The organism is Phaeodactylibacter luteus (genome assembly GCF_007993045.1).
GTDB lineage: Bacteria > Bacteroidota > Bacteroidia > Chitinophagales > Saprospiraceae > Phaeodactylibacter > Phaeodactylibacter luteus.
Genome location: NZ_VOOR01000018.1, coordinates 35,187 through 57,173, shown reverse-complemented (window position 1 = coordinate 57,173; position 21,987 = coordinate 35,187). Strand labels below are relative to the sequence as shown.

Genomic DNA, 21,987 nt, shown 5'->3' with positions numbered 1-21,987 from the left:
ACCAAAAGGGGGGTACAAATCAGTTGCACCCCCGGAAAAGGGGAAATGGTTATTTTCGGATTTCTATTTTTTGTACGGCTTGCTGTCCGCCAGTGCGCAGCACAGCCAAGTATAGCCCATCTGGCAAATGGTGTACATGCCACTCTAGAACATTGAGACCAGGCTGAGCAGTACCCTCCAGTCTGCCGACCTCCCGGCCGAGTAAATCGTATAGGCATACCAATGATTCGCCTGCTCTTGGGGCATGATACTCCATTGAGGCTACGTCTTGGGCAGGGTTTGGGTAAGCCCGGAAGGACAACCCTTTAGACCGATAGCCGTTACTACTGCTGGGAGGTAACAATGACAAAAGTACCGGGCTCTCCACTTCCCCTAAGACCGTATTGGAGATAAAGGTGAGCTCTTCGGACAATAGGCGTTCCTCGCCTACAGCTGAATCATAATAGCGGAAAGACAGAGGCTCTCCCTCTTCATTAGCAAAGACCGTAAGGAACACCAGGTGAGCACCGAGGGCCTCTATGTATATGGCCGGCCCTGCACCGCGCAGTTGTTCGCCGACAAATGCACCTACTTCATCTCCTTCTTGGAGCAGTACCTCGCCGTCTTCTCCCTGCACAATAGCCACCAAGTTCATGTTGAGCTCATAATCATAAGCATCAACTTCCCAATAGGCAGAAGGCAGCCGCTCTGCTAAGCGGTACGGAACGCGCAGCTCTTCTTCGCCCGCGCCACTCAAGCTTTGTGGATAGGCCAAAGCCCCTCCATTTTGCAAGCGTATCTGATACCCTTTAGTTGGGCTCATAAAGTTGAGGTTGCCTACCCAGCCCACACCGGCTACATACTGTGCAAAAGTCCCTTGCCCTTTGACAACATCCCCATTGGAGGGGGAGAGGGAAGCCAAAGCAGTATCCACAGGAAGCCCTTGCTGTGGCAAGTAGCTGATCCAGTTCCAGCCCGGCTGCAGCGACAAGACGGTAGAATCCGTATCGACAGGCCGCCCCTCAACCCATAAAGAATCAATAAAGGTAGACTTATACTGATAGCTTTGAGTGTGGCTGAGCGCTGTCAATGTACCTGCCCAGGCGTTGCCCGCTTCAAAGTACAGCGCAAAAGCCGACTGCCCTTTGATGGTCGCCCCTTCTGGCCTTGAAACACTAGAAAGCACTTGCCCAATAGCGGGGTTGTCCACCTCCACGTTATAGGAGATCCAGTTCCAGCCGGGGTACAAAGGGATACGTTTCAACTGCCTGACATTGGTATTCAAGGCCTGAGGTGAGGTGGGATTGCCGACAAACCCACCTGCGGTGAAGGGGAAAGACTCCTGCGTGCTGTTGTAAAGGATACATTCTTCTGCATCCCAGACTTTAAAGGTAACCTCTTCTCCTGTAGGCTGATTGCTGTATACAGTTAGGAATACCAGATGGGTATTGAGCTGAGGCACAAACTCAACATCTGCAGTGCCCCTCAGCTCTCCCCCGACAAAAGCGGCTACCTTATCGAGCCGGTCAGAAGAGGGCTCCCCCTCTATGCTCAGGGCTAGGGTAAGGTTCATGGAAGAACTGAACGCCATAGGATTGACACTCCATGCAGGAGGAGGGCAGACGACCCGCAAATCCATAGTGAGCGGCTCTGAACCCTCTGCGGTGACCATCTGCAGCAGGCCACTATACGCGCCAGCGATCAAGTCATCTCTTACGGTGAAGGTAACTGTCTCAGTGCCTCCGGGCAGTATGCTCCCCATCATAGGGGACACTTGTGCCCAACTTGGTATATTCTGCAGCTCAAAGCTCTGTACCAGCCCACTTTGATTCTTGATTTCCCGTTCGATGACTAAGGTATTCCCTTCCGTAACCACCTCGCTGATCCGGGCCTCAGACCAGTACAATGCCGAACGGTTGACAAAGAACTCCCATACGATAGGGGTTTGCATAGCGTTGCCAAAGAGGTCTTCAATCCCCTCTGCCCTCACACGGAGCGTTTTGTTCTCAATAAACGGATTGGCTACATTGGGCACAATGACAATTTCATCTTCGCTACAAGAAATGACCGCATCGACCAATTCCCCCGTGCTTGTATCATAAAGCCCCAAGTTGTTGTTCTGAATATTGGAACCGATGCCTGCAGCCTGTATGATTTGGTTGCAGTTTACCCGCTTGGTAAACATGACCGAAATTTCATCGCCCAAATTCAGGATGCCATCGGCAGGTTTGGGAGTGCCAAACAATTGGGGAGGCTGTGTTTCTTTACGCCCTTTAATGACTTTGGAGAACCCCGGCGGCAGGCTCGTACCGGAGCATTGGGTTACTGCCCGTATCTCATAGGGGCCATCGTTCAGAGGGGATAAATCCCATTCCACCACTTCAAAAAGCGCTCCTAGTGAATCTTTGGGCACTTCCGCAATATTGATCCAGCTGCCGTCGCCCATGGTCGGCCGGTACTGCAGCCGGATGAGCTGCAAGTCAGCATCTGACTTGTCGTATCCATTCAACGTAATGAGGAGCCGGTTGGTATCCTCAGGGGTAATCAGCCAGTTCTGCATGGGCGAGCCAATGCTGACTTCACTGCAAGGCTCCAGAAAGTAGACATCGAGCTCCAGCTCTTTATAAAAGCGTGGATCCACCCCTGCCCGGGGGATGCCGAGCCCTACTGCCCGCTCAAACTCGCATTCTGAATATAGGGCGATGCGCAGGTTTTCATAAGTGTACGCTTCCGGCCCCCGTTCTATCGTCAGGGTGACTGTTTGCGTGCCATTAGCCGGGATTTGATACATCTGCCCGTCTCCGAGGAGGGCATCTCCATTTACACTCAGCGCAGCACCATCCGGGTTGCTCTCCGGCACTAGGGCCAGGATATAAAACCCAATATCCCCGGAAGGGGCTGTGTTTTCCAATGAAAGGGTGAAGACTGCTGCATCTTCCGCGTTCACGTTTGTCGCGGCCAGGCGATCCGCCGAAAGGCCTACCTCTTCGCGGTGCTCGGAATACTGCTGTTGGGCATCCAAAAAAGAGGAAGTGGGCTCGTTCGGGCAAGAAGTTGTGCCCGCCTTGAGGTCAAATACCGGTACTTTGAATACCTTATCCTCGCGGATGTCTACTGTGAAATTATCAAATACATCATCGTCGGTCAGCACATAGCCTACCGTACGGGTAGATTGCTCTGTGTCCGTTATTTCGCTCCCGCCGCTAAGCGTAACGCCTAACTCCGTACTGACCTCCCCGCCAATACCAGCAACGGCAGCTCCGACCGCCCCTGATATGGCAAATCTTGTAGTAACTCCTCCACCAAGGGTTGCACTAGTGGCCTCCTCTGAAGTGTAGGTTTCTTCAAAAACCGTCCCCGCAGCAAAGGAGATGTTCTCCTTGAATGCGGCTACATTTCGAATGGTTTCATTGGTGTTTAGTATGCTGTTCCAACGATCTACAGAGGCCATATCTCCAATGGTCTGTAAACCCGGTATCACAATATCCCTAATCTGCCGCTCTGTATATAAAAAGGTGGTGGCAAAGCCTTCCGGGAAAACGTAGATACCCTGGCTAAGGTCGTAGGCCGAATCTGCCTCAATGTAGTTGAGCTCATCTGTTATGCCGTACAGCAGGTTCAGCGCTGCCCCCATAATGACATCGCCCCCCATATTGCTGCCGACTACCAGGTCTTCATCGGAAGTAGAAATGGTCTTGGTAGTCGTCATACAGAGCTCTGCCGTTTTACTGGTAAAGTTGTTGTACGACATTTCAAAGGTGGCCCCGATGTCAAGGGTGTTATCAACATCAAGCGAGATCCCTGCCCCGATCCCAACGTCGACAGATAGGTCTGCTCCAAGCGAAACCACGGCCTCCACTGAAGCATCGCCACCGATGCTCCCAGAAAAGGTGAGGGCAGAGCAGGTCGTTTCCCCTTCCTCTACAAAAGCATAGCTGCCATCTCCTGGCGGGTCGTGCAGAATGAGCATTGGGATACCGGGTGAAGTAGTGGCAAACTGTGTCTCCCTGGGCCGGCGCCCTAAAACTACCGCTTCCACACTTTTGGCGACATAGTTGCTGGAGGAGTCCCTTCTGGCTTTGACTTCTATTTTCTTGCGGAAGCCTTCCGACTCGATAATATTTGGCGCCCCAGCTTTGAAAGTGTGTATCAACACGCCCGCTGTCATCAGCGTATCAATATCTTCCGTCAAATCGGCTATTTCGTTGGTAATGACTAGCTCAGCCGTGTCCAGATAACAGGTTTCCCCTCTGAGGTAAGGCTCGAAGACTTTGATGTTAAGCTGAGAAGGCTGCGTCATGCTTAACATATTATCGCCTATGCTGTTCTGGGGGAGCTCTGAAAATTCCAGCTCCGGGCTGGAACGGTAAACAAAGTCTACGGTATCCCTTTCGGTAAACCGCATATCTAGCGTCACCCCTCCGATTTGGCTCTGCAAGTAGGATTTAATTTCCGGAATGTCATGGTGGCTGACCGCTATCTCTATGGAATCGGGGGGTAGGTCATCGAATACAAAGGTGCCTGCTGTATTGCCCGGGCTAATGGTAATTTCCTTCTCGTAGCATCCGTTCAGGGTACGGGCTTTTACTTTCACACTGCCGGTTTCAGGAATGATCGTCGCCCCGCAAAGGCCGCCGGCCACCCGGCCTACCACCGTGCGCTTGGTCTGATTTTGAAAGAGTACGCCCGCAATCGGGGACTGTAAGTTAAAGGTTTCAAACACAGCGGGAAGAAAGGCCTGTCCTTCGCGTACAGGCTGTAGACGGACGGTGGCTCCCGGCTCGAACTCCGCGATAAAGCGCCCTTCCTCGTTGGTCTTCACCGGCGGGATGCGGGGCGCCCCGTTGACATAAATTTCGGTATTGGGGGCCGCACAATCTGTGTTCAGGTACCGTATTACGCCAGCAACCGGTACCGTGGAATTATCCCGGAAGTTGATTTCTCCAATGGCGGTATTGCTGGTATTCAGGTTGACAATCCTCGAAGCCGGGCTGAACAAATGGGGGCGGGCCCGCTGCCGGTAGGCATCCGGAGTGAACACAATACCCTTTAATTGGCCAAACCCGGTCATCAGTTCCCCTGCGTCCCGCACCTCTGCACCGCTCCCTTCATCGAAACCAAAGTAATTGGCCAGGCGAGTATCGCCAGGATCTATCCCCCCCGTAGAAGCAGCATGGAGCTGTAGGTCGGCAACAGGCAGGAGGGTATCGAAAACAGCCCATTCATCCACGAGCCCTAAGAGGGTGTGTTGCCCATCTGGGCGTGAGCCAATGTACCAATGCCCCCCGCTGTAATCTTGCGACAGTTGCAACGGCTGACTACCGCCTACCTGATTGCTATCGATATAACTGCTAACGGTCTGCCCGACCCGGTCAATGAGCAGGGACAAGACCTGATACCCCGTATCTACAGGGCCGAGATTGACTGGGCTGCCGCCTGTTGTCAGCCAATAATTTCCGTCTTCCACATACCACTCCAGCTCATAGCTTTCGTGGGCCAGCAGCGTCTGCCGCAATTGCTGGCTGAATGGCTTGGCGGCCAAGGTGAGGGTGAACAGGCTATCCGGCAAGTCAAAAGCAGGTAGCCGGGCCTCGCTATCAAATGCCGGGTTAAACTCCAGCGCGTAGCTATCGTAGAATTTTTTGGATGGCTTGGCCTGGAAAGACTGCGCCTGACTGTAATTGACCCCTTCTATATAATACAGCCCAGCCTCATCGGTCACGCCGCCGTTCAGGACAGGAGCGCTATCGGTGTCGAAGGCAGGCCCATCGAGTTCAGTATCAAAGTCGTTGGCGGTAATATCAAATATTTTTGCGCCGGTGCCTTCGTCAAACTTCCAGTAAGCGACCAGGCCATCAGCCAGGCTTGACGCCGTAATCCCTTTAAAAAGAAGCAGTTCGCGTTGTGTAAGCATGCGGTCGTAGATGCGCACATCATCCAGCCTTCCGGCAAAAAAGCCGCCTTCTTCCCGGAAAGCACCCAGCCGGAAACGGGCTGGCTCGGTGAGCATAGGCGCTTGCAGGAGCCCGGCAAATTTGCCATCTACGTACAACATCCCTAAGCCGGAGGCATAGGTGAACGCTACGTGGTGCCAGCCGGAAGGGGCGTCCTCAAATAAGTAAACGACTTCATGCGGCGCGCCATCGCCCACTCCGGCAATGAGCCCCTTGCCCTCGGGCGTATTCACGGCGTGCAGCCACCAGTTTTTATTCAGGTCGCTCCCCAGGTCGATGATGCCTGTGCGTTCTTCTGCGCCACCCACTTTTACCCAGGCCGTAGCCGTAAAGGCGGTATCCGGCAGCGCATCCTGATAACTCATACAGAGGAAATCGTCTTGCCCGTCGAATGACAAAGCGTACCCGGCTGTGGGCGTAAGGGTGACAACGACCTCCTTCACCGGGTTTTGGCTGGCCGTCTCCACTCTACCCGTTACGACCCCATTGGGATTGACGAACCCTACATTGCTTCCCGGGAAGCCCTGCCCGAAAGCGTTGATGCCAATGACCTCATAGGTGTAAAATTCACCCGCCTGAACGTTAAAATCAATGAAGCTGGTGGAAGACCGGTTGAGGTTGGCTATTGTGGACCCGTCGCGTCTGAGAATGAAGCCGCCGCTCGCCTTGGGGCTAAAGGGGTCCATCGTCCATCGGATCTCGATGCGGTCGGGGAAATCCCCCTGCGAAGCGCGCACCACCGGGCCAATAGGAGGGGCAAGCAGGCGGCCCCAAAAACCACCGCTCAATAGGCCCGTGCCCGAATACGCCTGCCCGGTAGCCGGCTGCCCAACGGTAAAGTTGGCTTTGCGGGTAGCGGAAAGGGCATTGCTCACGCTGCCAAAATATACGGATGCTTCCCCGGAGGCGATGTCCGACGCTGCAAGCGGGTTGCACTCCGTTTCGGGCTGCGCCTGCCCCAGGACGGGGCAAAGCAGGAGTAAGTAAAGTAAGTATGGATAAGCCTTCATAAGCTCAAACTTTTTCGTTGTTTTATCGGACCCGCATATACATGTACACGGCTATGTTTTGGGGCCGGGTTTCACCACTTCCGCTAGGATTGACCGTTATTCCTGTAGTAGCAAGGGCGGTATCGTGCCCATCTTCAGGGGTGTTAAGCTCTGTACTAACTACTGGCTCTGGATCAATATCTTGACACAATATGACTTCCGGTTGATCAACCTCGGATGTCTCTGAAATATACTTTTCAGTATAATTATGTATATGCCCAGGGTCTTCCACCTCGTGTACATGCCTTTTGAGGCTATCTGCCTGATAGGTGCCCACAGGAGTATCCGGGCTGCGACCGGGATCCTGACGCCCCTCACTCAGGCTCCGGTTATCGTGCCCCCGAATGAATTTGCCGTAGGCATTGGGTACTGCAGATAGCCCGGACAGCTGTGCAAGAGGGCTGTCAGATGGTATGGCCTGACCCCGCATCAGCTCCCAGCAATCGCCGTGCTGCTCCTTAAAGAGGGCCTCCGGTAACAGGGACCAGGCTACATCGCCCACAGCCCCCTTACAGCCCGTTATTTCGAAGACAGCGTTCACGCTTGCCGCCCTCAGGGCGTAAGGGATGGTCGTCAGCTGAAACCGGGGTTCAAACTCTTCCCCTTCGTAAACTACCCCAAGGTAGAGCTGCGTTTTGAACAACTGCCCATCGAGGGGCTCGTAGCTGCCCAGGAAATGTATAAAACTGCCTTCTATAAGCTGTACCGGACCGGTTTCTGACCATAGGGGGGTGCCACCTTGCCCTTCATCGTAGAGGTGAAAAGTAAGCGGGCACTGCCCATTCAGTACGAGCCCGGCTGCCGTGGGCCGCAGTACGCCTTCGCATTTCACCTTCGTCTGTGCCCAAAGGGGGCTACCTCCCAGCAAGAACATTAGCCCGAGTATCCAATAATTTTGCATGGCATGATTTTTAATGAATGCGGATGTAAGCATAGAGATTGATATTTTTGGGGCGGGTCTCCACTCCTCCAAAAGCAAGCACAGAAATATATGTACTATCAGTTGAAGTAGTGCGCTGTTCGCTATTTGGTGAAATATCTGCAGCTCTGTTTGTTTGCGCGGTTGCATCAGTTGCTGCCGTTGTTTGCCCATTACGAGTGTCCAGGTAATTGTGCTTGTGCCCGGGGTCTGAGACTTCATGGCTATGAGACTGAAAGGTATCCGCCTGATAACTGCCCACAGCCTGCGGGTTGCCTCCCCGTTCGGGGTCCCACTGCCCGGTGGGGTCAAACGCCCGGAAAAATGCCCCCCTTCCTTCCGGTATCGTATCCATTTCTGGCAAGAGCTGCTTGAGGCGGGTATCCGCTGCCAGGGTCCGCTGCTGCAGAAGCACCCAACAATCGCCGTTGACCTCCGTGAAGAGATCAGGAGGGAGTACCGACAATTTAATCTGCCCCACACCACCCAGGCAGCCGGTTACATTTTCAGCTACGCCTGCGTGGTTGGCCCGTACAGCATAAGCGGCGGCGGTGATCTCTGAACGAGGAGCAATGGTCACCTTCTCAGTTGCCGTTTCCAGATAGACCTGACCATCATTAAAAAGATTGCCTTCCAGAGGGCTGTTGAAACCTAAATCATGGTTGTAAAAACCATCCCGGATTTCCAGGGAATCAGATTCTTCCCAGAGCAGGTTGCCCGCTTGTGGGCTATCGTACAGCCGGAAGGTTACCCACTCGGTACGGTCAGACACCGCTTCTCCGGCACTATTTTTAAAACTGCCCTGCACATTGATGGTTACCGTGCCCGGCTGTGCCATTAGGGTAAAAGGCAGGGTTATCCATACCACGAAGGCCCATAGTTGTATCCTGTTTATCATTGCTACTGTAGTTTTCCTTGTGTTAATCGATGCGGATGTAAATGTAAAAGTTGAGGTTTTCCGGCCGGGTTTCCACCTCACTTGACCCGCCTTCCAGAAGGGTAATTCCGGTGGGGATTTTCTCGTTCTCAGGGGGGAGTGACGGAAAAAGTGGATTAGGTATCTCATTCGTAGTCCGGGTTGTTTCAGCAGCATTAATCCAACCCGCCACATCTTTTTTGAACAAACAGAGATTTCCATCATTAAACCGTCGATTGTCGGGATTGAACCGATCGGTAAACGCATGCTTATGCCCCGGGTCATTCAGGCTATGGGTGTGGCTGGCAAAGGTATCCAACTGCACCGTGGCGACAGCCGGGCTATTCCCCCGGTCGGGGTCCCGCCCCTGATCGCCCCGGTCGTCAAAGGCACGCAAGAACATCCCCCTGGCATCCGGCACCTCCTCCATGCCCGTCAGTTCCCGCAATTGGGTATTCAACCCTAGCCCCTGCCCATCCATAAGCACCCAACAATCGCCGTTCTGCTCCCGGAACTTATCGGGCGCGAGTGCCGAGATTTTCACATCCCCCACAGCCCCCAGGCAGCCGATGAGCTGATCAGCCGTAGTTGCTGTAAGCGCGCGCATAGCGTAAGGGGCACTAGTGAAAGCCACCCGCGGGCGCAGCTCCTGCCCGTCAATTGTTATGCCCAGGTACAACTGATCGTCAAAAACCTCAGGGTCGAGGGGGTTTTCGGAGCCCAGGTTATGGCTAAAGACACCCCCGGAAAGATTCACTTCGGCAATTTCCTGCCAGAGCACAGATCCACCGTTCTCGCTACGGTATAATTTGAAGGTCATGGTCTGTGCCCCATCGGCCAGAGGGCCATCGAGCACATCCCGTACAAAGCCCTGTACATTGAGCAGGGAGCCGGCCTCCTGCGACAGCAGCGGCAGCGGCAGCAGGCCGAGCAGTAGCAACGCGCCAGCCTTTAGTATAACCCGGAACTGCTGCCAACTGTCTGAAACTGCCACCTTCTGCCCATAGTGTTGGTTTTGCATTAGCCCAGAAAAATGATTATTGATATTGCCCATTACTTTTGAATTTCCAGTCTGCTTGTAAAATATTGATTGCCCAGCTGCAGCCGCAGGAAGTAAAGCCCGGATGGCAATGTGCCGGGAAGCTGCCAATCGAGTTGGTTTTCTCCGGCAATAGCGCTCAGGCTCTGCTCTGCTGCTTTTCGCCCCAAGGCATCGTAAAGGCCTATAGTTGCAGGCCCAGGGAGCGGGGCATAAAAGTGGAGGCTGATGGATTCGCTTGCCGGATTGGGATATACCCGTAGCCTGTCATGCTCTTGTCCTTCTACAGTATTGCTGCCCAGAGTCAGCGGCTGAGGTTCTGCTACGGTGCCGAGTACCGCGTTTGATACGAAAGGGACCGACTCTTCCAGGGGGATAACCGCTCCACTCTCGGCCTCGTAGTAGCGGAAACGGATATCGCCAGCATCTTCTGCTCCATATACCGTGAGGAAAGCGAGGTAAGCATCGAGATGAGGGACATAAACCGGGCGGCAGCTCCCTCGAAGCGCTCCCCCTGAGAATGCGCCAACCTCATCATATGCCTCCAAGATGTTGCCGCCTTTATCCGATGCTTCCACGAGCGCGATGATGTTCATACTCCTTTCGAAAGCCCTTGGGTCTGCCTTCCAAAATAAAGGAGTACTGCGCTCTTCTACGCTAGTGCCACCACTGAGCTGTGGTGCCTCACCTCCGCTCAGGGCCGGGTAGGCCAATGTCCCTCCATTTTGCAAATAAAGCTGATAACCACGCGTGGGCTGCATAAAACCGAGGCTGCCAATCCAGCCAATACCGGGAACAAATTGTGCAAATGCATCCTGTGATTTCAGGATATCGCCCGCTGCGGGCTCAAGTGCCGTCAGGGCGCTGTCTATACTGAGCCCCTGCTGCGGCAGATAGCCGATCCAATTCCAGCCCGGCTGAAGGGGGATGAGGACAGAATCCGGATTGACCGGGTGGCCCAAAATGAGCAGGGAATCTTGGACGGAGGATTTGTACTGATAGCTTTGGACGTGGGACAAAGCTTGCAGCGCGCCAGTCCATACATTGCCTGCATCAAAAAAAACACTAAACGCAGCCTGGCCCTTTATTGTCCCTCCCTGCGGACGGCTCAGTGCAGCGAGTATATTGTTGAGGGCCGGCTCAGGTGCTTCTACATTATAAGAGAACCAGTTCCAGCCTGGATCAAACGCTATTTTACGCAGCAGCAGGTTGTTCGTGTGCAGTACCTGAGGAGCTCCCGGCGAACCAACGAGCTCGTCGGCTATGAAAGAAAAAGACTCCGCAGTGCTGCCGTAGAGTATGCACTCCCGGGCGTCCCAAACACGGAAAGCGATGCTCTCACCTGTAGGCTGATTACTATAGACGGTGAGAAAGGCCATATAGGCACTCAGTTCGGGGACAAACTCCACATTGGCAACTCCCCGTAACTCCCCGCCAACAAAAGCCCCAATCTGGTCTAGGGGGTCTTGAGACATTGCCCCTTCAATATCCAATGCCAGAGTGAAGCTCATCGAATAGCTGAAAGTATTGGGGTTGACCTCCCAAACCGGAGGAGGGCATACCACCCTGATATCTAAATCGAATGGCTCTACCCCCTGAGCGGTCACCATATTGAGCACCTCCTGATACTCTCCGGGCGGCAAGTCATTATCTACTTGGAACATGACCGTCTCAGATACACCAGGTGGGACCGTACCCGTAGTGGGGAATACCTCTAGCCAATCCGGGATGTTCTGCAGCTGATAGCTAAATGCTGCTCCTCCCTGATTAATGATCTCTCGCGCCACAGCCAGGCCGCTGCCTTCCACAACCGCTTCTTTGATACGGGGCTCCGACCAGTACAGCGCAGAGCGGTTGACCTGAAACTCCCATACCACAGGCACAGCTAATGCATTGCCAAAGAGGTCTTCCACTGCTTCTACTTTCACCCTCAGCAGCCGGTTTTCGATATACTGATTGGGGACATTGGGCACGATTTTCAGCTCGTCCTCATTGCAGGTAATAATGGCGTCTATCAAAACACCAGTGGCCGCATCGTACAACCCCACGTTGTTGTTTTGTATGTTCGTCCCTATGCCCTCTGCCTGTGTAATATCATTACAATCGATACGCTTGGTGAAGCGGATAGAGATTTCATCCCCAGGGCCCAGTACCCCATCAGAGGGCTGCGGGGTGCCCAACAGCCTCGGGGGGCGGGTTTCTTTCCTTCCACGAATGACCTCCGAAAAACCAGGGTTCAGGGCTGGGTCATCACATTGAGTAACCGCCCTGAGCTCATAGGCGCCATCGTTGAGGTTTGACAAACTCCAAGTGGCCACCTCGAAGACCTCGCCTAGTGAATCTTTGGGGATCTCGGCTATGTTGATCCAGCTGCCATCTCCAACCTCTGGACGGTACTGCAAGCGGATCAAGACGAGGTCGTCGTCGTTTTTATCGTAACCGTTCAAAGTAATGAACAGCGTATCCTGATCTTGAGGCGTAATGACCCAATCTTGCATAGGTGCGCTGATGTTGACCTCACTGCAAGGCTCCAGGAAATAGACATCTAGCTCCAGCTCTTTGTAAAAAAGCGGATTGACCCCTGCCCGTGGGATGCCCAGCCCGACAGCCCGTTCAAACTCGCACTCAGAGTACAGTGCTACCTTGAGGTCTTCATAAACATAAGCCTCCGGCCCTCTTTCTACAGACAGGGTTACCGTTTGGCTGCCGTTTGCTGGGATTTGGTAGACCTGCCCGTCGCCCAGGAGTGCATCTCCATTGATCGTAAATGCTGCTCCATCGGGGTTGCTCTCCGGTACAAGGGCCAAAGTGTAGAAGCCGACATCCCCGGAAGGGGCCAAATTGCCCAAGCTAAGGTTGAATACGGCCGCATCGGTGGAATTGATATTGGTCGCTACTGCATTGCCGACGGAAAGTGATACTTCCTCCCGGTGCTGCGTATTGGGCTCGTGTGGGCAGGAAGATTGACCAGCTTTGAGGTCAAAGACCGGCACTTGATAAACCCTATCCTCCCGGATATCCACCGTGAAGTTGTCGAATACGTCATCATCAGCAAGGGTATACCCTACCGTGCGCGAAGTTTGGCTGCTGCTGCTGTTCTCGGTGCTCCTGTTGAAAGTAATGCCCAACGATAACTCTTCCAGTGCCCCTACACCGTTTAGTGTCCCCCCTGTGGCAACAAATCCGCCAAGGCGGGTACTAAACTCATTGCCGGATGTAGAAATGGTTGTCTCCTCAGAAGTGAACGATTCCTCGTACACGGTGCCGGAAGCAAAAGAGATGTTTTCCCGGAAGGGAGCATTCGCCCGGTTTTGCTCGTTGTACGCCAGTATCCTGTTCCAGGCATCAACAGACTCGGTATCGTTTATAAGTATAAGAGCCGGGATGACGATATCCCGGATTTGCCGCTCTGTGTAAATAAAGGTCGTCTCAAACCCATCGGGCTGTACCAAGATGCCTTCGCTGATCACATATTGCTCTGTAGTGTCATTGTAGCTCAACTCCAGCGACTTCCCATACAGGATGTTCACCGCTGCGCCCACAAATACATCTCCGCCCATACTGCTGCCTACGATCAAATCTTCATCCGAAGTGGAAATCGTCTCTGTGGTGGTTACACATACTTCCATCTCATTGCTCAAATAGGCATCAAACCCCAGACTGACGGAATATCCAAAATCAAGAGTGGTCTCTATGGGTATAGAGATTTGGGCCACCGGTGGGCCCACGTCTACCGAAATATCGGGGCCAAGGGATACTTGTCTGCTATTCACAGCCTCACCCCCTCCGCCTATGGTAAAGCTCATCTGATTACAGGTCGTCTGCCCGGATTCTACATAAGCGAAGCTGCCGTCGCCCGGGGGGTCATGCAAAACGAGAAAAGGGATAGCCGGGGATGTGGTGGCAAACGGAGTGGAAAGGGGGACTTTGCCCAAGACTACCGCTCTGATCTGCCCGTCTACGTAGGTATCGGCACTGTCTCTTCTGGCTTTTACAACAATAGGCTTTTTATAGTCGCCTACCGTCCTTGGCCAACCGGCTCTGAACCGGTGCCGGAGGATACCTTCCGTCATAAGGGTATCAATGTCCTCGGTGTAATCGGCCAAATCATTGGTGATGACCAACTCTGCGGTATCCAGATAACACACCCCATCGTAGTAAGGCTCATACACCCGGATATCCAATTGGTTGGGCTGCTTCATCTGCAGCATAAAATCGCCCCGGCTGTTGGTGGGGAGGTCGGAAAACTCCAGCTCAGGCCTGGAGCGGTAAATGAAGTCTACCGTATCCCGCTCGGTGAAGCGCATATCGAGGACAACTCCTCCAAGCTCGCTCATGAACGACTGTACATCAGGGTCCGGGTGGGTTACCACCGCTATGGATACAGAATCCGGGGGCAGATCGGTGAAGGCGAACTTGCCATTAGCTGGGACGTTCAGGGTTTTTTCGTAACATCCATTCAGGGTACGGGCTTTGACTTGAACTACCCCCTCATTGGGGCTGGGGATGATGGATTTCCGGCACAGCCCGCCAGCTACCTGCCCGACCACCGTCCGTTTGGTTTGGTTTTGGAATAAGACTCCGGCTATGGGCGTTTGCAGGCTGGGGGCTTCAAAAATAACTGGCAAAAAAGTCTGTTCGCCGCGCACCGGTTGCAGGCGGATGGTCGAGCCCGGTTCAAAATCAGCTACGAAGCGCCCGTCAGCATCGGTCTTGATAGGAGGAAGGGCAGCGGCCCCATTTACAAAAATCTCGGTATTGGGCGCATAACAGTCCGTATCGATGTAGCGGACTACTCCGGCAATGGGCACTGAAGATTGGTCCGTAAAGTCTACTTCACCAACCGCAGTATTGCTACTGTTCAGGCTGACCACGCGCACACCGGGGGAAAAAGCATGTGGCGTAGCTTTCTGCCGGTAGGCCTGAGGCGTAAACTCCACCCCGGAAAGCTGCCCAAAGCCCGTCATCATTTCGCCGGCATCCCGGGCTTCCGTACCGCTCCCTTCGTTGAAAGCAAAATAATTGGCGAGGCGGGCATCACCAGGGTCTATCCCTACATTCACATCTACATGCTCCAACAAATCTGCCATTGGGAGGAGGGTATCAAATATAGCCAGTTCGTCTACCAGCCCGAGCAATGTATGCTCGCCGTCAGGCCCGGAGCCTACATACCAATGCCCATTGCTGTAATCAGAAGACCAAGCCAGCCCTTGGGCCGCTGCTACTTCTGTACTGCCAATATAACTGCTCACAGACTGCCCCAACCGATCGATACGAAGCGCAAGCAACTGATAGCCGGTATCTACGGCCCCGAGTTGGATGGGTGCCCCGCCTGTAGATAAATAGTAGCTTCCATCTTCTATGTACCACTCGAAATTACCGCTTTCGTGTGCCAGAAGGGTCTGCCGGAAGCTGCCGCTAAACGGTTTGAGCAGTAATTCCACAGTAAGGCTGCTATCCGGCAGATCAAATGCTGGCAATTTCACCTTGCTTTGAAATACAGGGTTGAACTCCAAAGCGTAATTTTCGTAGAAACTCTTATTTGGCCGGGCCTGAAAGGTCTGAGCAGCGCTGTAATTGATGGACTCGATAACATAAATGCCTGCTTCGTCGGTGATGGCCCCGTTCCTGACTCCCGCATCATCCGCATCAAAAGCCGGGCCTTCGAGTAGGGTATCGAAGTCGTTATCGGTAATGTCAAAAACTTTCTCCCCCATGCCCTCGTCAAACTTCCAGTAAGCTACTAATCCGGGGGTGTTTCTCGAAACGGTGATGCCTTCGTACAGCAGCTGTTCCCGCTGACTGAGCAGGCGGTCAAAAATCCGTACATCGTCGATCAACCCCTTGAAGTTCCCGCCTTCATTGCGGAAGGACCCTATGCGGTACCGGGCCGGGGCAGGCTGCATGCTGGCTTGCATGGCTTGCACAAATACACCGTCTACATACAGCAGGCATAGGCCGGAAGCGTAAGCAAAACTGACCTGATGCCAACCCTCCGGGTTGTGCTCGAATATATAGGTCAGCTCGTGGGGGGTACCATCGCCCACCCCCGCAACAATCCCTTTGCCCTGAGGAGTGGAAACGGCGTGCACCCACCAATTTTGGCTGAGGTCGCTACCTAGATCAATAATGCCGGCACGCTGTGGGGCATCTTCGGCTATCTTCACCCATGCGGTGAAAGTGAATGCCGTATCGGGCAGGGCTTCTTTATAGTCCATGCACAGGTAGTCGTCCACTCCGTCAAAGCGGAGGGCATAGCCTACCGTTGGGGTAAGGGTTACCGCCACTTCCCTGACCGGGTTTTGGCTATTGGTCTCTACCTTGCCAGCCACCACTCCATTAGGGTTGACGAAGCCGACATCAGAACCTGCCGAGCCATCGCCAAAGACATTCAAGCCAATGACTTCATAAACATAGACCTCTCCGGCTTGTGCGTTGAAGTCAATGAATTTTTTAGCCGACCGGTCAAGGTTGGCAATGACGGAGCCATTGCGCCGGATGATCCATCCATCCGTAGCCCTTGGGCTAAAGGGGCCAAGGTTCCAGGTGATGTCTATGCGGTCCGGGTATTCTCCTTTGGTGGCTACCACGGTGGGCTTCAGCGGGGGAGCAAGGAAACGCCCCCAAAAACCTGTGCTCATCAGGATGTCGCCGGAGAAGAACTGCTCGGTCAGGGATTGCCCTACCGTTATGTCCAACCGGCTGGTATTGCTCACTGCATTGGCCTTGCTGCCGTAGGTAAAGTAGGCTTCCACGGCTGCAACCGTTGAGGCCGGCTCCGGGTAGCAGACGGTATCCACCTGTCCGTTCAGCCCAAAGGGTAGGCATAAAATGACCAGGTATACGGCCCTACGTATTTGTTCTTTCATTGCCCTGCTTTTTACCGGTTGTGAAGTCCTCTCTTAATTGATGCGGATGTAGACGTAGAGGTTGATGCTCTTCGGCCGGGTCTCGGCTCCGCCGGTGTGCTGAATGGAAATGCCAGTGGTGGAAGTCGTTGTAGGGCCAAAATGGCTTCGGTCTTCTACACCTCCACTTTGGTTTTGCTCGGCATTTGAGACAGCTTCTGGAAATGTATTTGGATGGCTTACACCCCTATTATGACTATGCCCAGGATCATTCACCCCATGATTATGCGACCGTATCTCGTCCCCTACGTAGGTACCGGGCGGCGTATCAGCCGAGCGGCTGGGGTCTTGGCGGTTGCTGTTGCGGTCGTCGTGCGCCCGCAGGAAGAGCCCCCGGGCATCGGGCAGCTCAGCTATGCCGTAAGCGGCATTGAGCTTGGTATCCGAAGAGAGCCCGACCCCATTCATCAATACCCAGCAATCGCCGTTTTCCTGCCTGAACTGATCGAGCGGGAGGATGGAGTACTTGACATCGCCCACCGCCCCTTTGCAGCCGGTCAGGGAGACAGCAGTAGTTGCAGAGTGGGCATGTAGGGCGTAGGGGGCAGAGGTCAGCTCCACGCGGGGGGTCAGCTCGGTGCCATCCACCGTTACCCCGAGGTATACGCGCTGGGAAAAAACATCCAAATCGATAGGGGTCGTGCTCCCCAGGTTGTAGTTGTACACGCCTCCTGTGACGGTTACTTCAGCAGTCTCTTGCCACTGTGCCGTCCCTCCAGCCCCATCGTGGTACAGCTTAAAGGTCATGGTCTTGGTGCCATCGGGTATAGCGGCCCCATCGGAGTTTTTGAGGGCGCCCTGTACATTCAGGCGGGGGGCGCCTACCTGTGCCCAAAGGGCAAAGGCGGAGAAAAGCATTAGGAAAGTAAGGAGCTGTTTCATGGTCAATGCATCAATTAAGTTTGGGTTTGACGTATTCTTTCCGTCTCTACTCAAACATATAGCCCCTTCCCTTTAGCCTCTGTCTCAAATCACGAAAATAAATGAGACCGCCTTTTTTTTTAACTAATCCAGCAGCAACAAAACACCATAAAACACTTAAAATCAGAATCTTGACTTTAAAGAACCCAACACATCTTTAGGCCCCTTCCATTGAATTGTTGCACTGCCCCGGCTCCAAAACCATCGGGTAAAAACAAGCGGCAGGCACCTCAATCACTAGAACAAAAACCAGATTGTCGTTTCTTTTGGAGTTTGCCCAGCCTGCTTTGCAAGATGGGCCTGCCCCCTCCGAAAGGATAGGGGCCTCCCCCTGCCTAGCAGCAGGGGTCGCTATGCTGCGGGGCTCGCTATCCGCTCGGCCCTATCGGGCTTGCCACCCCTCCGCAGCGCTAGTCCGATGCCATCAAGAGGGCTAAAGTCTATTTATACCTTTTAAACTATTTGCGGACAAAATTTGGAATTGCTTTACCCTTATCCTAATTTGCAGCTTGATAGCGAAAGCACCTAGTTCGCTACCTGCCCAATCCACTCCTGTAACACTTCTCTGAACTTCACTTCAACGCTTTGCTTAGGCTGCTCCACAGCCTGGCACAAGATGTCAATTTATTATCATGCTAGTCAGGGGAGTGGGCTAGTGCATAAGCTCATTCCTCTCTTTTACCCTGATTGCCCATCCCTCTACTGTACCTTCGTTGAGGCAGCTGAGCTGCCCACTCTGTTGCAGGCTTCTGCCCTGCAAATAAACACAACTACTATTACGGGCAGCAAATTGAGGTTTGTTGCCCCTTTTTATTGCCGTACAGCCTATTAGCCGCTAAGGCTCTATGTCCGGGAACTGTAAAATAAAAAAAAGGGGAACTGCGCTATAGCACTTGATGTTGCCCATCTGCTTTATCTTTGGCTTCATACCAAGCCTTTCCCTAATGCCTTAAGTCATAAATCTCTGATACTTAAGTTGAAGTTGTTTTCCGGCTAATCAAGGCGAAGGTTCGCGGCTTTAGCCCGAGCTAAAGGAGCGGTTCTTTAACGAAGAGTAGGCGGAAAACAACGAAACTTGGGGGGTCAAGGATTTATGGCTTGAGGCACTAATCCTGTGCATGCTCACGTAGCGATCAGCAAATCGCTGAAGGATAAATGCTGCTGTGTTGAAAACCAACTATCCTACGCCAACATAGCTGCAGGTATACCCCTATTGTGCTCGGCTTTTTGCTTAGGCCACTGCTACGCGAGCTATAAAAGTCGTGCCGTCTGGCCAAAAACTACCTGATACGCAGGAAAACAGCCGGCCTATTGCCCCAATTCAAACTATGCCCCTTATGTCTACAGCCACATTTCGCACAGGCAGCTTAGTATGTTTTTTCCTATTGCTGTTTTTCCTTGGGACAGCTCAGGTTTCCCGTAAAAACTTTCAGCAGGTATTTGTACAGGCACAACAACTTGCACATCGTGCCCCCGATTCGAGCATAGTGATCGGCAATCAACTTTTGGAATATGCACAATCCACGGTAGAGGACTCACTGCTCGCTAAAGCCTATTACGCCTTAGGCTACGCCCATTATTTCTCCGGCAATTCTCTATTATCCAATTACTACTATGAGCAGGTGATTGGGGCTCCTTACGTAGAGCAGCATAAAGCCTTTGCCTCTTCTATTTACAACAATATAGGCATCAATCACGAGGTCATGGATAATTTCGACCTGGCCATCGACAACTATCTGAAGTCTATACTCCTTGAAGAAGAGAGAGGGAATATCCGTGGGAAATACCTGACGTGGATCAACTTGGGCATCCTTTATCAAAAAATCAACGGCCTAGAACAAGCCCATCGCTACCTAAATGGGGCACTCGAGTATTTCGAAGCAGAACAAGATAGCACAAGCCTTGCCTTGTGCCACCAAAACCTAGGCACCCTGTACATTAGAAAAAACAAGAAGGATACGGCCTTTTTCTACAATCAGCTTGCACTTGATTATTACCAGGAGCAAGGGCTTTTTTTCAATTATGCCAATACGCTTCACAACATCATCATTGGCACCCTTTCTAATGAAGATACAGAGCTGGCCAGCTACTATTTCAAAAAAGTGGAACCCCGCTATGGACAATATAAGGACTTCCCTGTCCTAAGGGCGTCCTACCACTTGCTGAAAGGCGAGCTTCTCGTTCAACAGGGCTACCCTCATGCAGCAAGGGCCGAACTTGACCAAGCTATTACTGCCTACGATTCTCTGGAAATCAAACAAAGCGTCATTCAAGCCCTTGAATACGTCCTAATGTCTTTTGTGCCCGAGTCAGAGCAAGATGCCTTCAATGCCTACTTTCGCAAGTACACCGCCTACAATAATGCCATCTTCTCCAATAAAGTCGCTCAAAACCTGAGCCGCGCCGAGGTAGCCTTTGGCGTGAAGTTGCTGGAAAAAGACCTCGCACTGAAGGAAGCCCAACAAACTGCACACCGCAGGGTGATACAAGGGCTAGGGCTGTTCCTTCTGCTGCTCAGCGGCAGTACCTATACCATCTTTAGGCTATGGAGAAAACAGCTCAGCCAAAACCAGAATTTGCTGCGCCTCAACAAAGAGCTTTCCCTAAAATGGCGGCTATCTACCAACCCCGAAAAACAGAAGGGGCAAGACTTATTCTTGCTCATCAATAGAGCCGTAGCAGAGGAAAAACTTTTTAAAGACCCCAACCTCAACCTCGATATGCTGGCTCAGAGAATCGGTACCAACAAACGCTATATTACAGATGCCCTGCGCATCCACCACGGTCAAAATTTCAATCAGTTTGTCAATGAATTCAGGATTGAATATGCCAAATCTCTGCTCGAAGCCAACCCCGAGCTCAATACAGACAGCCTCAGTGAAGAGGTGGGCTTCAATAGCCGGGCTACTTTTTACCGGGCATTCAAACAATTCACAGGGCTTACCCCTGGCGAATATGTGAAAGCAGGAAAAAGTTAGAGCCTGCCCCCCTATCCCGCTTGGCCCAGCAAAGTTACAAACCGGTGTACCTCTTCGAACGTGTTGTACAGCGGGACGGGGGCGACCCTTATCACACCGGCTTGCCCTGCTTCCAAGCCCCGGCCAGAGAGGTTGTCTTCCCGCCAGTCACAGACTACGCCCTTCTGCCCAAGGTAGTCGTACAGGGCCCTGCCCTCCTTCTCCGTATAAATAGAGACCTGACAGCCACGGCTCGCTGCGGCAGCCGGAGTGATGACCCGGAATCGGGCTGCACTGCCGGGCAAAGCGGCAAGCTCCTGAAGGAGGAAGGCGGTAAGCTTTTCGCTTTTCGCCCTTAAAGCCGGCATAGTGGCTTGCTGAAAAATATCCAGGCTCGCTTTATGTACCGCAAAGCTAAAGATTTGGGCATTGCTCAGCTGCCAGCCGGCAGCTCCCGGCATAGGGCTGAACCCCTTGCGCATCAAAAAGCGCTCACCCTCATCGTGGCCCCACCACCCTGCGAACCGGGGCAGCTCAGGGGACCGGCCGTGGCGCTCGTGCACAAAAGCCCCGCTTGGCCCGCCGGGCCCGGAGTTGAGGTATTTATAACTGCACCAAACCGCAAAATCGGCGCCCCAGTCGTGCAGCGCCAAAGGGGCATTGCCCGCTGCGTGAGCCAAGTCAAAGCCTGCATAGGCTCCTACCCGGTGGGCGGCTCCCGTAATCGCCGCCATATCAAACAACTGCCCCGTGAAATAATTGACACCGCCGAACAAAACCAATGCGGTTGCTGCCCCGTGCTCATCTATCGCCTCCAGGATATCGGCCGTGCGAAGGGTGTCCTCGCCCGGGCGGGGCTTCACTTCTACTATGGCTTCGGCCGGGCTGTAGCCATGCCACTTCACTTGGCTCTCTACCGCATACTGATCCGAAGGGAATGCCCCTGCCTCCATAATGATCTTGTACCGTTGAGCCGTAGGGCGGTAAAAACTCACCATCATCAGGTGGAGGTTGGTGGTCAGTGTATTCATGACCACGACCTCTTCGGGCTTTGCGCCGACCACGTGGGCCGATTGTGCCAACAAAAACTTATGGTAGTCCATCCAAGGCATCTCCCCGCGGAAGTGCCCTTCTACACCGTGTGCCCTCCAATGTTCCAGCTCATGCAGTAGCGCGGGCTCTGCAGACTTGGGCTGCAGGCCTAAGGAGTTGCCGCAAAGGTAAAGGCTGTCCCTCCCTTCGTGCTGAGGGATGTAAAACTGATCGCGGAAGTGGCGCAGGGGGTCCTGCTCGTCTAGCTGACGGGCGGCTTCTAAGCCGGTAATGGCCGTGGGCATTTTTTCTT

The 21,987-nt window shown here is 53.2% G+C and carries 8 protein-coding genes; 1 reads left to right on the top strand and 7 read right to left on the bottom strand.

The window, feature by feature from the left end; genetic code table 11:
- Positions 1-49 precede the first annotated feature (49 nt).
- Genes FRY97_RS10250 through FRY97_RS10225 form a run of 6 tightly spaced genes read right to left on the bottom strand, consistent with a single transcriptional unit; the run spans position 50 to position 17,646 of the window.
- A complete protein-coding gene (locus FRY97_RS10250; protein ID WP_147167435.1) occupies positions 50-6,943 on the bottom strand; it encodes a LamG-like jellyroll fold domain-containing protein in 6,894 nt (2,297 codons plus the stop codon).
- Between the two features lie 22 nt (positions 6,944-6,965).
- Positions 6,966-7,883, bottom strand: coding sequence for a hypothetical protein (locus FRY97_RS10245; RefSeq protein WP_147167434.1), 918 nt, complete (start codon positions 7,881-7,883; stop codon positions 6,966-6,968).
- A gap of 10 nt (positions 7,884-7,893) precedes the next feature.
- The gene (locus FRY97_RS10240; protein ID WP_147167433.1) at positions 7,894-8,799 is read right to left on the bottom strand and encodes a hypothetical protein; all 906 of its coding nucleotides are present in this window, start codon (positions 8,797-8,799) and stop codon (positions 7,894-7,896) included.
- Between the two features lie 22 nt (positions 8,800-8,821).
- Positions 8,822-9,838 (bottom strand): hypothetical protein, encoded by a 1,017-nt coding sequence (locus FRY97_RS10235; RefSeq protein ID WP_147167432.1) that lies wholly within the window; start codon positions 9,836-9,838, stop codon positions 8,822-8,824.
- A 32-nt stretch (positions 9,839-9,870) separates the two neighbouring features.
- Positions 9,871-16,725: a LamG-like jellyroll fold domain-containing protein gene (locus FRY97_RS10230; RefSeq protein ID WP_147167431.1), complete on the bottom strand. Its 6,855-nt coding sequence runs from the start codon at positions 16,723-16,725 to the stop codon at positions 9,871-9,873.
- Positions 16,726-16,758: 33 nt separating this feature from the next.
- Positions 16,759-17,646 (bottom strand): hypothetical protein, encoded by an 888-nt coding sequence (locus FRY97_RS10225; protein WP_147167430.1) that lies wholly within the window; start codon positions 17,644-17,646, stop codon positions 16,759-16,761.
- Positions 17,647-19,022: 1,376 nt separating this feature from the next.
- Here FRY97_RS10225 and FRY97_RS10220 point away from each other — a divergent pair.
- Positions 19,023-20,663: an AraC family transcriptional regulator gene (locus FRY97_RS10220; RefSeq protein WP_170254580.1), complete on the top strand. Its 1,641-nt coding sequence runs from the start codon at positions 19,023-19,025 to the stop codon at positions 20,661-20,663.
- A gap of 11 nt (positions 20,664-20,674) precedes the next feature.
- On the opposite strand, the gene kynU is transcribed toward FRY97_RS10220, so the two are convergent.
- Positions 20,675-21,979, bottom strand: a complete 1,305-nt coding sequence (kynU, locus tag FRY97_RS10215) for a kynureninase (protein ID WP_147167428.1) — start codon at positions 21,977-21,979, stop codon at positions 20,675-20,677.
- Positions 21,980-21,987 lie beyond the last annotated feature (8 nt).